Annotated in this window: 10 protein-coding genes and 1 other RNA gene; 6 read left to right on the forward strand and 5 right to left on the reverse strand. The window is 75.6% G+C overall.

Annotated features, from left to right (window positions below; genetic code table 11):
* Positions 1–194 precede the first annotated feature (194 nt).
* The 4 genes from ACZ7BZ_RS08955 to lanL all read right to left on the reverse strand — a co-directional run bounded on the left by ACZ7BZ_RS08955 (position 195) and on the right by lanL (position 7,397).
* Positions 195–1,889 carry an ATP-binding cassette domain-containing protein gene (locus ACZ7BZ_RS08955; RefSeq protein ID WP_470357771.1) on the reverse strand — a complete coding sequence of 565 codons (1,695 nt, stop codon included), beginning with the start codon at positions 1,887–1,889 and terminating at the stop codon, positions 195–197.
* Between the two features lie 106 nt (positions 1,890–1,995).
* Positions 1,996–2,139, reverse strand: coding sequence for a VenA family class IV lanthipeptide (locus tag ACZ7BZ_RS08960; protein ID WP_157882160.1), 144 nt, complete (start codon positions 2,137–2,139; stop codon positions 1,996–1,998).
* A 150-nt stretch (positions 2,140–2,289) separates the two neighbouring features.
* Positions 2,290–4,275: an alpha/beta hydrolase family protein gene (locus ACZ7BZ_RS08965; RefSeq protein WP_470357772.1), complete on the reverse strand. Its 1,986-nt coding sequence runs from the start codon at positions 4,273–4,275 to the stop codon at positions 2,290–2,292.
* 2 nt (positions 4,276–4,277) lie between these two features.
* A complete protein-coding gene (gene lanL, locus ACZ7BZ_RS08970) occupies positions 4,278–7,397 on the reverse strand; it encodes a class IV lanthionine synthetase LanL (RefSeq protein ID WP_470357773.1) in 3,120 nt (1,039 codons plus the stop codon).
* Positions 7,398–7,940: 543 nt separating this feature from the next.
* On the opposite strand from lanL, the gene ACZ7BZ_RS08975 reads away from it, so the two are divergent.
* Genes ACZ7BZ_RS08975 through ACZ7BZ_RS08985 form a run of 3 tightly spaced genes read left to right on the forward strand, consistent with a single transcriptional unit; the run spans position 7,941 to position 10,691 of the window.
* Entirely contained in the window at positions 7,941–8,786 is an 846-nt protein-coding gene (locus tag ACZ7BZ_RS08975; RefSeq protein WP_470357774.1) for a Nif3-like dinuclear metal center hexameric protein, read from the forward strand.
* A 23-nt stretch (positions 8,787–8,809) separates the two neighbouring features.
* Positions 8,810–9,553, forward strand: coding sequence for a zinc ribbon domain-containing protein (locus ACZ7BZ_RS08980; protein WP_380454567.1), 744 nt, complete (start codon positions 8,810–8,812; stop codon positions 9,551–9,553).
* Between the two features lie 4 nt (positions 9,554–9,557).
* Positions 9,558–10,691 carry a bifunctional RNase H/acid phosphatase gene (locus ACZ7BZ_RS08985; protein ID WP_470357775.1) on the forward strand — a complete coding sequence of 378 codons (1,134 nt, stop codon included), beginning with the start codon at positions 9,558–9,560 and terminating at the stop codon, positions 10,689–10,691.
* A gap of 17 nt (positions 10,692–10,708) precedes the next feature.
* On the opposite strand, the gene yaaA is transcribed toward ACZ7BZ_RS08985, so the two are convergent.
* Positions 10,709–11,494, reverse strand: a complete 786-nt coding sequence (gene yaaA / locus ACZ7BZ_RS08990) for a peroxide stress protein YaaA (RefSeq protein ID WP_470357776.1) — start codon at positions 11,492–11,494, stop codon at positions 10,709–10,711.
* 171 nt (positions 11,495–11,665) lie between these two features.
* Between yaaA and ACZ7BZ_RS08995 the strand changes: the two genes are divergently transcribed.
* The 3 genes from ACZ7BZ_RS08995 to rnpB all read left to right on the forward strand — a co-directional run bounded on the left by ACZ7BZ_RS08995 (position 11,666) and on the right by rnpB (position 15,108).
* Complete coding sequence (locus ACZ7BZ_RS08995; protein WP_470357777.1) at positions 11,666–13,141, forward strand: RNB domain-containing ribonuclease; 1,476 nt, start codon at positions 11,666–11,668, stop codon at positions 13,139–13,141.
* Between the two features lie 38 nt (positions 13,142–13,179).
* Complete coding sequence (locus tag ACZ7BZ_RS09000) at positions 13,180–14,697, forward strand: MFS transporter (protein ID WP_470357778.1); 1,518 nt, start codon at positions 13,180–13,182, stop codon at positions 14,695–14,697.
* 13 nt (positions 14,698–14,710) lie between these two features.
* Positions 14,711–15,108: RNase P RNA component class A (gene rnpB / locus ACZ7BZ_RS09005), an RNA gene on the forward strand.
* Positions 15,109–15,125: the final 17 nt, after the last annotated feature.

Here is a 15,125-nt window from a genome sequence, read left to right on the forward strand (position 1 = left end):
TTCGTCCGGCTCTGCGGGTGTGGCGGTCGGGGTCGGGATCGCATGGGAAGTCGGCCCCGCCGACTTTCTGTGCCGGCGCTTGCGTGGCTTGAGGTCAGTTGCATGGGAAACCGATCCGGCTGACTTTCTGCGTGAGGGACATGAGGAGGGACGGCAGAGGAGAAGTCGGTGGGGCCGACCTCTGGTGCAGGCGGTCATGGTGTCCGCAGGGCGGTGTCGGAGAGGGTGGCGCGGTAGTCGGGGTGGGCGAGGAGGGTGGTGTGGGGCGCGAGGGCGCGGAGGTGGCCGGCGTCGAGCCAGGCGACGAGGTCGGCGCGGGCGGCGATGGTGGTGCGGTGGGCGATCACCAGGCGGGTGCGGCCGCGGGTGGCGCGGTCGAGGGCCTCGGTGACCTGGTACTCGGTGGCGAGGTCCAGGCCGGAGGTGGCGTCGTCCAGGACGACGACCCGGGTGGGCCGGGCCAGTAGCCGGGTGAGGCCGAGGCGTTGGAGTTCGCCGCCGGAGAGGTGGAGGTCGTCGAGCGGGGTGTCCCAGCCTTGGGGGAGCCGGGCCAGGAAGCCGTCGGCGCGGGCGGCGGCAGCCTCGGCGGGGCCGGCGCCGGCGAGTGCGTCGCGGAGCGTGCGGCCGACCAGGGCCGGCCGGGCGAAGGCGTAGCCGACGGCGTGCCGCAGTTCGGTGGCTGACAGGGCGTTCACCGGGACACCGTCGATCAGTACGGTGCCCTCGTCGGGGTCGCGCAGCCGCCCGGGCAGTGCGGCCAGCAGGGACTTGCCGGAGCCGGAACGCCCGACCACGGCGACCGTCCGACCACCGGGGACGGTGAGGTCGAGCGGACCGAGCAGGACCCGTTCGCCGTCCCGCACCACCACGCCCCGCAGCGAGACCTCCCCGGGTCCGCCCGCCGGGAGGGCCGCCGTGCCGGTGGGGGCGGGTGCGAGGGCGAGCAGTTCGTCCACCCGGGCCTGCCCGGCGCGGGCGTGCGCGACCCCGACCAGCGACTCGACCTGCTCGAACAGCCCCGCGCCGAGCGCCGCCCAACCCGCCGCCGCGGCGAGTGCGCCTGGGGCGAGGGCGCCGTCGGCGAGCAGGGCCCCGGTGGTGGTGAGCACCGCGACCTCGACCATGGCGATCAGCAGGGTGGCCTGCCAGGCGGTGCGTCGCTGTGCGGCCCAGAGCGCGTGTCCGGCCGTGGCGAGTTCCGGCAGTGGCGCCAACACTCGTGCGGCCTCGCGCTGTTCGGCGTGTGCCGCGTGGATGCTGCGCAGTCCGGTGAGGGCGCCGCTGAGCCGGGCGGCGATCTCGGCCTGTACCTCCTGGTAGCGGGCGAACACCGGGCCGGCCTGGCGCAGGAAGAGCCGGATCAGCAGCACGCCGGGCACCACGCCCGCGAAGAAGGCGAGGGCCAGCCACGGCGACAGCACGGCGAGCCCGAGCAGTGCGCCGACCGAGGTGAGCAGGGCGGTGGCCGCGCCGAGCACGGCGGGCAGTCGAGCGCCAGCGTCGCCCGCCGAGCCCAGCAGTCGGGCGGCGAGGTCACCGGGTGGCGGGCCGCCGTGAAGTCGGCCGCCCGGTCCGAGGGCGAGCAGGTGGCGGACCAGGCGCCCGCGCAGGGCGGCGGTGGCTTCGGCCGAGCAGGCGGGCGCGGCCGCCGCGGCGACGGCGTTGGCGGCGGCTGCCGCGCCGAGGACGACGGCGGGCAGCATGACGGCGGGCAGGACGAGGGCCGGCAGGCCGGGGGAGGTCCCGGCCCGGTGGGCGAGGACGGTGTCGACGGCGCCGGCGAGTACGGCGGGCAGGGCGAGGGTGGTGGCGGCCTCGACGGGCAGGGCGATGCCGAGCGCGAGGGTCCATCCGGTGGGGCGGCGGGGCAAGTCCTGGCTCCCGTCCATGGGTTGAAAGGGGTGGGAGAAGAGAAGGGTGCCGTCCCCGCCTGTCCGGACAGGCGGGGACGGCACCCTTGGTCGAACCTGGTCGGCCGACGGCTCGGCCGGTGGCTCAGCTGTTGGTGAAGATCAGGCAGGTCAGGATGAGGCAGGTGTACTGGCACCCGCTGCCGTGGCCGGTCAGCTCGACGGACTCGGTCTCCGGCAGGTCCTGCAGGGCCGCGAGGTCGGTCTCGAAGTCCACCATGTTCTCCATGTTGTGGGTCCTCCCCTTGAGGTGCGCCCGCCGCGATCTGCCTGCGGGCGTCGGGTGTTGCGCCCCGGGCGGCCTCCATCCGCCGCGCCGGGGGTGGTGCCCCGGGCCGCGACGGGCCCGGGAGTCTGAAGTGCTGGGGCGTCGGGCGGGTCAGCCCGGTCGGCCGGTCCGCAGGAAGGCGGCCAGCAGTTCGTGCAGCACGGCGGCGCCCTCCTCGGCCAGCACCTCGTGCCCGGAGCCGGCCGCCTCCACGTACCGGAAGTCCGTGCCCTCGACCCGCCCGATCCGCAGCAACTCGTGCCGCAGCGAACGGGATTGGCTCACGGGAACGACCTCGTCCCGGTTGCCGTGCACCACCAGCAGTGGTGCGCTCAGCCGGTGGGCCAGCTGGAGCACGTCGCGCGGGCCGCGGGCGTCCAGGATCTGGTCGCCACCGCCCAGCCGGGTGGTCAACGCCCTTACGGGGGGCGCGGCTTCGGCCAGCAGCCGGCCGCCGGACAGGAACGGTGCGACCACCGCGCAGCGGGCGACCTGCTCGGCCGGCGCGTGCGCGGCCGCCAGCAGCGCCAGGAACGCGCCGTAGCTGACCCCGAACAGGGCGGGCGGTTCCAGGCCGAGAGCGGCCCGTTGGCCGGCGATGCCCTCCAGCAGGTACAGCACGTCGTCCAGGTCGGGCCCGCCCCAGGCGCCCCGGATGGCCAGGGCGTGCGGCACTCCGTAGCCGGTGGAGCCGCGCTGGTTGGGGGCGACCACGGCCAGGCCCTCGGCGGCCATCCGTTGCAGGGCCGGGTCGAACTCCAGCCGCCAGGCGTCGGCCGGGCCGCCGTGCAGGGCGAGCACCAGGTGCGGGCTGCTCAGCCAGGCGTCCCCGCCGTACACCACGGCCTCCAACGGGCCTGCCGGGCCCGCGAGTTCGAGGCTCTGGGCGGGATGCCAATGGCCGCCGTCGCCGGGCGGGGTGCTGCCGTCCAGCCGCCAGCCGGCGGGCTCGGTGCGGACGACGCGCTGCGCGCCGGGCTGCCAGGGCGGGACGGTGTCCCGCCACGGGCCGGGCAGCCCCGATCCCAGGGGCGCGAGCTGGAGCGGCAGCGGGATCGGGGCGGACCCGGTCGGGGCGGGGCCGTGCGCCAGCAGGGCGTCCACGTCCAGGGTGGCCAGTGCCGCCGGGTGGTCGGGCGAGGAGTACGGGAGGCGCAGCCCCGCCCCGTCCCAGTGGCCGACCGCGCCGAGCCGTCCGGGCGGGACGGGCAGCGGGTCCAGTCGGCCGACGGCGGGCCGCCACAGGGCGAGCGCGGACCCGGCGCCGTGGTCGATCTGCACCGCGACCCGGGGGCCGTCCGCCGCCTGCCGCAGCGCGACCGGGCGCAGGACCGTGCCCGTGGCGTGCAGGCATTCCGGGAAGCGCAGTGGCTCCCCGCCGCCCAGCACGCCCCAGCCGAGCCGGTCGGTGCCGGGTGCGTCGCTGCGCACCATCGCGAAGCGGCTGTCGGGGTCGAACAGCACCAGCCGGTCGTTGCTGTGCTCGCCGATCTCCAGCAGTGGGCTGGTGGTGCCGCTGCGTAGGTCCAGGACGACGGTGCGGACGAGCCCGCCGGCCACCCGGTCCAGCGCGAGCAGTGCGCCCGCGTGGTCCAGCCAGGCGCCGCCGCCGTGCAGGCCGGGGATCTCGGCGACCTTGACGGGCTCGCTGCCGTCCGCCCGGACCAGCCATGCGGTGGTCGCCGGCCGGGTGTCGGTGCCGAGGGCGATCGCCACCGGGGTGTGCGGGTCGGCGCCGGGCGGTACCGGGAGCGGCAGCAGCCGCAGTCCGGGCATCCGGAGCGAGGCCAACTCCTTTTCCACGGTGCCGTTCTCGCCGTACGAGAGGCGGACCAGGTCATGTCGTTCGCCGTCGTGCCGGCAGACCAGCACCGAGCCGTCGGGCAGTGCGACCAGCTGTGAGCGCAGGTGCTCGGAGCGGTTGCCGGACAGCGGCAGCGCGGCCGGGGAGGCCGGTGCGCCGTCGGCGGGGAGCCGCCAACTCTCCACGTACCAGCCGCTGTCGGCGGCGGCGGCCAGGCAGGCCGCGTGGCTTCCGTCGGCGGAGAAGGAGAAGCTCAGTCGGCGCAGGGCCAGGGTGGTGGTGCGGGTGGCCACGTTCATTCCTCGCTCACCCCGGTCGTCTCGCACGGGAGTTGATGGCCAGCGGGGGAGAGCGGGTCCAGCCAGAGCCGGGGGCCGCCGTGACGGAGCCGGAGCAGGAAGGCCAACGGCCCTGCGGTGCCGGTGCCGTAGGCGGCGGCGCAGCCCGTGCCCGTCTCGTCGGGGAGGGTCAGCAGGCCGCCGCGCAGGGCGGCGCGGGCGGCGATCAGTCGGCCCAACTCCCTGGCCCCCGTGAGGAATGCCGGATCATCGGTGGCCTCGGCGAGATCCAGTAGGTACTCGCCGTCACCGGCCAGGCCGTGGCAGGCGCTCACTCCGCTGTGCCAGCGGCCGGTCAGCACGGCCCGCCCGGCGGCCCGGGCGAGGGCGAGCGCGTCGGGGTCGCCGGTGGCCCGCCACAGCCGCAGCAGGAAGCTGCCCGCGCCGGAGGAGCCGCTGCACCAGTGGGAGAGCCGGATGTGCTCCGGATCGCCCGCGCTCTGCGGCCACCAGGCGGTGCTCCGGTCGGCGGTCCGGGCGGCGCTCCGGTCGGCGGCCCGGTCGATGGCCGGGCCGGTGGCCCCGTCGGCCGGACCCCACCGTACGGTCGCGCCGAGCGTCCGGCCGGCCTCGATCGCGGCCGTGGTGCAGGCGTCCCGCAGGGCCCGGTCGCCGGTCGCTGCGGCGGCGGCGAGGAGGAAGGCGCCCACGCCCGCCACGCCGTGGGCGAAGCCGAGGTGGGTGGCTCCGGCGAGCGCCGAGTCGAAGTCGGTCGGCACCGGCCAGACCGCCCCGTACGGCTCCCGCCGCGCGGCGGCGAGCAGGGAGCGGGCGCAGCGGTCGGCCCGCCCGGCGAAGCCTTGCCCGAAGTCGTCGCCGGGGCCGTGGCCGAGGCCGTCGGTGCTGTCGGTGAGATCGTCGGAGGCAAAGCGGAGTTGGGTGAACCCGGCGCCGGCCGCGCCGTGGCACACATCGGGGTTGGGCCACTCGACGGGGATCCGACGGGCGAGCGTGGCGGCCCGCTCGGCCGCGTCGGCGTCGCCCAGGACGCGGGCGGCATCCAGCAGTGCCCAGGCCGTCCCCGACCGCCCGAAGTGCAGCCCGGGCAGCACCGTCGGCTCGGCGGCCACCCGCCGCTCGATCCACCCGGCGGCGGTACGGGCCGTGCGCGCCGCCTCCGCCCGCACCTCGGCCGGCAGAGCCTCGGCCGAGGCCGCCCGCGCCAGCACGGCGAGCACACCTGCGGCGCCGTGCTGCACATTGCACGGGTCCGTCCGCTCCCCGGCGGGCACCACGGGCCACAGCCGGTCGGACCGCTCGGGCGTAGCGCTGAGGGCGAGGTGCCGCAGGCCGTCGCACAGCAGGCGGTCGAGGGACGGTTCGTCGGCGCCGGCCTCCTGCGGCGCGTCGGGGCGAGCCAGGCCCACGCCAGGGCGAGCCGCGCCCGCGCCCGCGCCGGACCGGGCCGGAACGGGGACCGCGCCGGGCCGGGCGGCGACATGCCACAGCGGAGCGACGACGGCGGACGCGGCGCCGTCCGGCCGGTGCACGGAACGGTCGACGGCACCGCCCGCGCCGACCAGCGTCTCCCGAACCCGCGCCACCCCCCACCGCAGCTCCGGCTCCTCCGCCCGCAGCCCCAGCACCACCGGCGCCAGCCGCCGCGCGGTCGCGCCGGAGCGGGCCGCGAGGGTGAGCCAGCGGCCGAGGCGTTCGGCGACCGGGCGGGCGTTCGGCAGGTCTTCCGGCAGCAGGGGGTCGTGTCCGGTGGCGAGCAGGAAGAGCAGCCCGCCGAGGGCGTACAGGTCGACGGTCGGATCGGCGACGCAGGAGCCCGCGAGGGCGAGCCGGCCCTGTTCGGGGGCGCGGTAGCCGGGGGTGCCGGCCGTTCCGGCGGGGCGGCCGGTCTCGGCGGCGAGTTCGAGGTCGACCAGTCGCAGGCTGCCGTCCGGGCGGACCATCACATTGCCGGGGGAGAGGTCGCGCAGGACCAGCCCCTGGCCGTGCACCCGCTCGACCAGGTCGAGCAGCCCGTGCACCACCGGGCCGGCCTCGGCCCAGTCGACGTCCGGGGTGCCGTCGCGCCGCAGCCGGCCGGCGACCCAGGTGCCCAGCGGCTGTCCGGCGATTCGTTCCTGCACCAGGAAGACGGAGTCGTCCTGCTCGATCAGTTCGACGGCGCGTGGTGCGAGTCCCTGTCCGTCCAGCCGGGCGAGCATGTCGGCCTCGTGCCGCAGCGCGTCGCGGGCGTCCGTTCCGGCGCGGTCGACCTCGATGTGCGCCCGGGCCTGCTTGACCACGACCTCCGCGCCGCTCGCCGCCTCCCGCCCGAGGAACACGCCCCCCTTGGCGCCGTGCCGTACGGCGGCGGTCACCGCGTAGCGCCCGGCCAGCAGGACCCCACGACCCCCTCGGCTCCTGCCGCTCGAAGGGCCACCCGAAGGAGCACCCGAAGGTCCACCCGAAGGAACAGGGGCCGCGAACGGATCCCGTACCCACCCCGGCGCCCGGTAAGACCCCCCGCGCACGTCCTCGGCCCGCTCCCCGCCCGGCCCGCGCAGCACCGAGCGGTACTCCCCGTCGTTGCCCAGCTCCGCCCGCGCCGCGAACGCGCCGTAGCGGTAGTGCACCCGGCTGCCGGGCCGGTACGGGCGGTCGGAGAGCACCACCGGCCCTGGCAGTCCGGCGGTGGCCCGGTCCAGCTCGGCCGCCAGCCGCTGGAACTGCGCGTCGTCCGCCGGGTAGACGGTGATGAACTTGCCCGCCGAACCCCGTTCGCTGTTGCGGGAGTTGAGCTTGCGCAGCCGTTCCTCCGTGGCGGCGAACTTGAAGTCGCACGGGTCCGCGGCGAGCACCCGGGTCACGGCCGCGAGCACCTCCCCGCCCGCCACCGAGGCCGCGCTGACGTGCAGCTTCCACCCCTGGTCCGGTAAGGGCGCGGACGCGGACGGCCTGGCCGTGCACCAGAAGCCCCCGACGGTGACCTCCCAGTCACCGCCGCCTCCCCGGCCTCCGGCACCGGCCAGCGCCGCCCGCGTCGTCCCGGGCCACGTACCGGCCGCGTCCGGTCCATGGTCCGCCGATCCCCGGCCCCCGGCCGTACGAAGGGATGCGCTCGCCCTCATCCGCCGCCACATCCCTTCGTCTCGGCCGCCGGCGGCCGCGGGTGCCCCTGCTCGGCATCCGCGGCGCGACGGCCGGGCCTGATCGGTTTCTCGGAAGGAGCGGGAGTGCCGCTCCGGGACGGGAGCCCTCAACCGGGCCGCCGACCGGTGGTCGGGGTGGCCGGGGCAACTCCCGTTCGCAGGACTGAAGTTAGTTTCGAGAAAACCGAAGCCTCAACGCAGAGCCGGTCACTTCACTCGTAAGGGTGATCGGGAGGCGGTTTCGAATTCGTACGAGAACACTGCTGTGAGTAGCGGGCGCCCGGCGCACGGGCGCGTACGGTGCGCGCGAGCCCGAACGGGGCGCCCCGTCGGGGGGTTCGGACGCCCCATCCGCAGGTTGACGTGCATCTGTACGGCGGCAGCACTCCCGTCCGCGACCTCACCCGGCCCCGTCCGGGACCCCACCCGCCGCCGTCCGCAGCCCGCCCCCGCCCCCGTCCGCAGCCCGCCCCCGCCCCCGTCCCCCGATCGACCGAGGCCCGACCGCCCCCGCGCGCACGGTAGTCTCGACAGGTGCCGAAACTGTCCGACGTCATCACCGCGCTCGAAGAGGTCTACCCCCCGCAGTGGGCGGAGTCCTGGGACGCCGTCGGCCTGGTCTGCGGGGACCCTCAGGCCGAGGTCAGCCGCGTGCTCTTCGCCGTCGACCCCGTCCAGGCGGTCGTCGACGAAGCCGTGGAGTGGGGCGCCGACCTCGTGGTCACCCACCACCCGCTGTACCTGCGCGGCACCACCAGCGTCGCCGCCACCACCTTCAAGGGCCGGGTGGTGCACACGCTGATCAGCAACGGCATCGCGCTGCACGTCGCCCACACCAACGCCGACCACGCCGACCCCGGTGTCTCGGACGCGCTGGCCGAGGCGGTCGGCCTCAAGGTCACCGGCCCGCTGGTGCCGGACCCGACCGACCCGCTGGGCCGTCGCGGCACCGGCCGGATCGGTCTGCTGGAGCCCCCGCTGCCGCTGTCGGCCTTCGCCGCGCAGGTCGCCGCGGGCCTGCCCGCGACCGCCGCCGGCGTGCGCGTCTCCGGCGACCCGGACCGCCTGGTGAGCCGGGTGGCGGTGTGCGGCGGCTCGGGCGACGGCTTCCTCGCCGACGTACGGGCGGCCGGCGTGGACGCCTACGTGACCGCCGACCTGCGCCACCACCCGGCCTCCGAGGCCACCGAGGCCACCGAGGCCGCGCCGGTCGCACTGGTCGACGCCGCCCACTGGGCCACCGAATGGCCCTGGCTCGGCCTGGCCGAGCGCGCCCTGCGGGCCGTCGCCGGCCAGCACGGCTGGGCCGTGGAGACCAAGGTCTCCCACCGGGTCACCGACCCGTGGACCGCGCACGCCCCCATGTCCTTCACCGCCTGACCCGATTCACAGGAGCTTTCCCCTTGAACGCCGCGCCCGCCGACCAGATCCGCCTGCTCGACCTCCAGGCCATCGACTCGAAGCTCGACCAGCTGGCCCACCGGCGCCGGGGCCTGCCCGAGCACGCCGAGATCGACAAGGCCACCGCCGACCACACCGCGCTCAAGGACCTCGTCGTCGCCGCCGAGGCCCAGAAGGGCGACACCGCCCGCGAGCTGACCAAGGCCGAGCAGGACGTCGAGCAGGTCCGCGCCCGGGCCGCCCGCAACCAGCAGCGCCTGGACTCCGGTGCGATCACCTCGCCGAAGGACCTGGAGAACCTCCAGCACGAGATCGGCTCGCTGGCCAAGCGCCAGGGCGACCTGGAAGAGGTCGTGCTGGAGATCATGGAGCGCCAGGAGAGCGCCCAGAGCCGGGTCGAGGAGCTGTCCGCCCGCCTGGAGCACTCCACCGTCGTGCTCAAGGAGGCCGAGGCCCGCCGCGACGCCGCCTTCGCCGAGATCGACGGCGAGGCCGACAAGGTCAAGCGCGACCGCGAGGCCGTCGCCGCCGTCATCCCGGCCGACCTGCTCAAGGTGTACGCCAAGCTGCGCGAGACCCAGGGCGGCGTCGGCGCGGCCCGCCTCTACCAGCGCCGCTGCGAGGGCTGCCGCACCGAGTTCTCGATCACCGAGCTGAACGCCATCAAGGCCGAGCCGGCCGACAAGGTGGTCCGCTGCGAGAACTGCTCGCGGATCCTGGTCCGCACCGCCGACTCGGGCGTCTGAGCCGATGGCGGCGCGCTTCGTCGTCGAAGCGGACGGCGGGTCCCGGGGCAACCCGGGGCCGGCCGGCTACGGCGCGGTGGTCCGGGACGGCGACACCGGGCAGCTCGTCGCCGAGACCGCCGAGTTCATCGGCCACGCCACCAACAACGTGGCCGAGTACCGGGGCCTGATCGCCGGGCTGAAGGCGGCCCGCGAGCTCGACCCGGACGCCTCGGTGGACGTCCGGATGGACTCCAAGCTGGTCGTCGAGCAGATGTCCGGGCGCTGGAAGATCAAGCACCCCGACATGCAGCCGCTCGCCGCCGAGGCGCGCACCGTCTTCCCGCGCGGCCGGGTCACGTACACCTGGATCCCGCGCGAGCGGAACAAGGACGCCGACCGGCTGGCCAACGAGGCGATGGACGCCGGCCGCGACGGGCGCCGGTGGGAGCCCCGGAAGTCCGTCCAGGAGGTCATCGAGCCGCTGCCGAGCCCGCCCGCCCCCAAGGCCGGCTGGGCCGCGCCCGCCGACCTCGGCACCCCGACCACCTTCGTCCTGCTGCGCCACGGCGAGACCCCGCTCACCCCGGAGAAGCGCTTCTCCGGCAGCGGCGGCACCGACCCGGAGCTGTCCGACAAGGGCCGCTGGCAGGCCGAGCGGGCCGCCGAGGCGCTGGCCGCGCGCGGCAGCATCCAGGCGGTCGTCGCCTCCCCGATGCGCCGCACCCGGCAGACCGCCGAGATCGTCGCCGCCCGGCTCGGCCTGGAGGTCCGGTACGAGGACGGGCTGCGCGAGGTCGACTTCGGCGACTGGGAGGGCCTGACCTTCGCCGAGGTGCAGGAGCGCTACCCGGACGACCTGTCGGCCTGGCTGGGCTCCGCCAAGGCCAAGCCGACCGGCAGCGGCGAGAGCTTCACCACCCTCACCCACCGGGCCGGCGTCGCCCGGGACAAGATCCTCGCCCGGTACGCGGGGAAGACGGTGCTGGTGGTCTCGCACGTCAGCCCGATCAAGACGCTGGTCCGCCTCGCGCTCGGCGCCCCGCCGGACTCGATGTACCGGATGGAGCTCTCCGCCGCCTCGATCTGCGCCGTCCAGTACTACGCGGACGGAAACGCCTCGCTGCGGCTGCTCAACGACGGCTCCCACCTGCACTGACCCCGCTGGACCGGGGGTCAGTGCACCTCGGTGACCACCACGTCCAGCTGCCACGGCTTGCGCGCGGTGCCCTCCGCCGCCAGCTCGACCCGGTGGCCCAGCTCCATCAGCGCGTCCATCAGCTCGCCCGGCGTCTTCGGCTCCGCCCCGGCGACCAGCAGGTCCCGCACCAGCCGCCCCTTGGTCGCCTTGTTGAAGTGGCTGACCACCGTGCGCTTGCCGTTCCGCTCCTGCAGCACCCGGACGGTCGCCGTACGGGAGGCCACCTCGCCGGCCGGCTTCCAGGCCGCCGCGTACGCGGAACTGCGCAGGTCCAGCACCAGCCCGTCCGCCACCTCCGGGAGCACTGCGGCCGTGGCGCCCCGCCAGTACGCGCCGAGCGCCCCCAGCTCCGGGAGTTTCACGCCCATCGAGCAGCGGTAGGACGGGATCCGGTCGGAGATCCGCACCGCGCCCCACAGGCCGGAGAACACCAGCAGCGAGCGCTCGGCGCGGGCGTACGCGGCGGCGTCCAGGGTGGCCAGGCCCAGGTTGTCGAACAGCACCCCGGTGTACACCTCGGCCGCCGGACGGGCCCCGGCGGTCGGCAGGGCGGCGTTCTTGGCGATCTCGCCGCGCAGCCCGGGGGTCAGCCCGAGCACCTCGGCGGCGGTGTCCTGGTCGCCCCGGCAGAGGCCGACCAGCGCGTCCAGCACCGCACCGCGCGCCGCCGCCAGCCCCGGCAGCGACAGCCGGTCGAGCGCGACCGGCTCGCCGTCCCCGGACGCGGCCTTGCCCTCCGAGGGCGGCAACAGCACCAGCACAGCGGACTCCTCAACAGTTTGTGGCGGACGAACCCCGCCACCCTACTGCGGCCGCTCCGCCCCCCAGCGCCACGCACAGGGGCGAGTAGTACCGGACGTTCAGCCGCCGGAACCGCGCCGAGCGTCCAGGCCTCCGTCCGGAATCACCCGATTCGCCCTACGCTGACCTGCATGCCTCGCCGAAAACTGCACGTCAGGGCCGTCGACTCCGCCCGGATCAACACCGAGCTGACCGAGCTCCGCACCCGCCTGGAGATCCACACCGAGTGGCCCGAGGCGGTGCTCGCCGAGGCGGAGGAGGCGGCCGGGAGCCCCCGGCTGCCGGAGTACGACGCCACCGACCTGCCGCTGTTCACCGTCGACCCGCCCGGCTCCCGCGACCTCGACCAGGCCATGCACCTGACCCACCGTCCGGGCGGCGGCTACCGGGTGCACTACGCGATCGCCGACGTCGCCGCCTTCGTCCGCCCGGGCGGCGCCATCGACACCGAGGCCCGCCGCCGGGTGGAGACCCTCTACTTCCCGGACCACCGCGTCCCGCTGCACCCGGCCCGGATCTCCGAGGACGCCGCCAGCCTGCTGCCCGGCGAACCCCGCCCGGCCCTGCTCTGGCAACTGGACCTGGACGCCGACGGCGCCGTGGTGCTGGCGGATGTCCGCCGGGCCCTGGTGCGTTCGCACCGCCGCCTGGACTACGCGGCCGTCCAGCGGGCCGTGGACCTCGGCGGCGCCGACGAGCAGCTCGCGCTGCTCGCCACCGTCGGCCGGCTGCGCGAGGAGCAGGAGCGGGCCCGGGGCGGGATCAGCCTGCCGGTGCCCGAGCAGGAGGTCACCGAGACCCTGCACGGCTACGTGCTCGGCTACCGCGCGGCCGGCCCGGCCGACGGCTGGAACGCCCAGATCTCGCTGCTCACCGGCATGGCCGCGGCCGAGCTGATGCTGGACGCGGGCGTCGGCCTGCTGCGCACCCTGCCGGCGGCGCCCGCCGCCGCGTACGAGCGGCTGCGCCGGATCGCCGGCGCGCTGGACGTGGACTGGCCGCAGGCCGTCCCGTACCCGGAGCTGATCCGGTCGCTGGATCCGGAGGTGCCGTTGAACGCCGCCTTCCTGAACGCCTGCACGGGTCTGCTGCGCGGCGCGGGCTACCACGCCTTCGACGAGTCCCGTGGCCTGCCGGCCCCCGTCGAGCCGGGGCACGCCGCGCTGGCCGCCCCGTACGCGCACTGCACCGCGCCGCTGCGCCGGCTCGGCGACCGCTTCACCCAGGAGGTGTGCGCGGCGGTGGCGGCGGGGGAGGACGTACCGGGCTGGGCGCGGGAGGCGCTGCCGGCCGTGCCGGCGCTGATGGCGAGCGGGGACCGGCGGGCGGCCGAGGTCGAACGGGCCTGCGTGGACCTGGTGGAGGCGGAGCTGCTGGTCGGCCGGGAGGGCGAGGACTTCTCGGCGGTGGTCATCGGGGTGGACGGCAAGCGCCCCGGCTCGGGGACCGTCCAGCTGCGCGAGCCCGCCGTCCGGGCCCGCTGCGACGCGGCCGTGAACGGCTCGCCGGCCGGGGCTCCCGCCGGGCTGCCGCTGGGCCGGGAGATCGACGTCCGGCTCACCAGGGCGGACCCGGCCACCCGGACGGTCCGCTTCGAGGCGCTCTGAGTCCTCCGACCCCGGCCCGGGGGTGGGAGGATCGGTCCGTGCCCGATCCCCAGCTCCCCACCCTCGCCCCCGGACCCGCCGGGCCCGTCCCAGACGCCGGGCGCCGCCGCCGGCTGCTCGTCCTCGCGATCTGCTGCCTGAGCCTGTTCATCGTCGGCCTGGACAACACCGTGGTGAACATCGCGCTCCCGGTGATCCAGAAGGACCTGGACGCCCCGGCCTCCGGCCTGCAGTGGATCATCGACGCCTACACCCTGGTGCTGGCCTCGCTGCTGATGCTGTTCGGCTCGGTGGCCGACCGCTTCGGCCGCCGCCGGGTGTTCCAGATCGGCCTGACCTGCTTCGCGCTGGGCTCACTGCTGTGCAGTCTGGCGCCGAGCCTGGAGTGGCTGGTGGCGTTCCGGGCGCTGCAGGCGGTGGGCGGTTCGATGCTGAACCCGGTGGCGATGTCGATCATCACCAACACCTTCACCGATCCCAAGGAGCGGGCCCGGGCGATCGGCGTCTGGGGCGGTGTGGTCGGCATCTCGATGGCGCTCGGCCCGCTGCTCGGCGGCTTCCTGGTGGACGGCGCCGGCTGGCCGTCGATCTTCCTGATCAACGTCCCGGTGGCGCTGCTGGCGATACTGCTGACGGTCCGCTACGTCCCCGAGTCGCGCGCGCCCAGGCCGCGCCGGCTGGACCCGGTGGGGCAGTCGCTGATGGTCGTCCTGCTGGGCTGCGGCACCGCGGCGATCATCGAGGGCCCGGGCAGCGGCTGGACGTCCCCGCTGATCCTGGCCCTGGCCTCGGCCGCGGTGGCCGCGCTGATCGCCTTCCCGCTGTGGGAGCGGCGGGTCGCCGAGCCGCTGGTGGACCCGCGGTTCTTCGCCAGCGCGCCGTTCACCGGGGCGACCGTCACCGCGGTCTGCGCGTTCGCCGCGCTCGGCGGCTTCCTCTTCCTCAACACCCTCTACCTGCAGGACGTGAGGCACTACACCCCGGTCGAGGCGGGCATGTGGACGCTGCCGATGGCCGGGCTGATGCTGGTCTGCGCGCCGCTGTCCGGACGGATCGTCGGCAGCCGGGGCCCGCGGCTGCCGCTGGTGGTGGCCGGGCTGGGACTGGCCGCCAGCGGACTGCTGCTGACCCGGCTGACCGCGGACTCCCCGGCGGCGCTACTGCTGGTCGCCTACGCGCTGTTCGGTTTCGGCTTCGGCCTGGTGAACGCGCCGATCACCAACGCGGCCGTCTCCGGGATGCCGCGGGCCCAAGCGGGTGTGGCCGCGGCCGTGGCCTCGACCAGCCGCCAGGTCGGCCAGTCGCTGGGGGTAGCGGTGATCGGTACGGTCGTCACCTCGGCGGTGGTGGGCCCGATGGCGACCGGCTTCGCCCCGGCCAGCCACGCCGGCTGGTGGATCCTGGTCGGTCTCGGCGGGGCGGTCGTCGTCCTCGGGGTGCTCACCACGGGCGCCTGGGCGACGGGTACGGCCGCCCGGGTGGCGGCCCGCCTCGGTGCGGAGGCGCCGGTGGTCCGGACCGGGGTGCGGGAGGCCCCGCCCGAGCGGCTACCATGACCACTACGGCGGAAGAGCCGGCCGGGCGGTCGCGACGGGTCCCAGACCCGCCGAGGAACGTCCGGGCTCCACAGAGCAGGGTGGTGGGTAACGCCCACCCGGGGTGACCCGCGGGACAGTGCCACAGAAAACAGACCGCCCACCGCTTCGGCGCGTGGGTAAGGGTGAAACGGTGGTGTAAGAGACCACCAGCGACCGGGGTGACCCGGCCGGCTAGGTAAACCCCACCTGGAGCAAGGTCAAGATCGGTGCCTTCGGGCGCCGTGCGCGAGTGTTCGAGGGCTGCTCGCCCGAGCTCGCGGGTAGACCGCACGAGGCTGTCGGCAACGGCAGCCCTAGATGGATGGCCGTCTCCCCGGGCCGCGCAAGCAACCCGGGTGACAGAACCCGGCGTACAGGCCGACTCTTCCGCCGCCGACTTGGGGGAA

The sequence above is a fragment of the Kitasatospora sp. NPDC036934 genome, assembly GCF_055608425.1.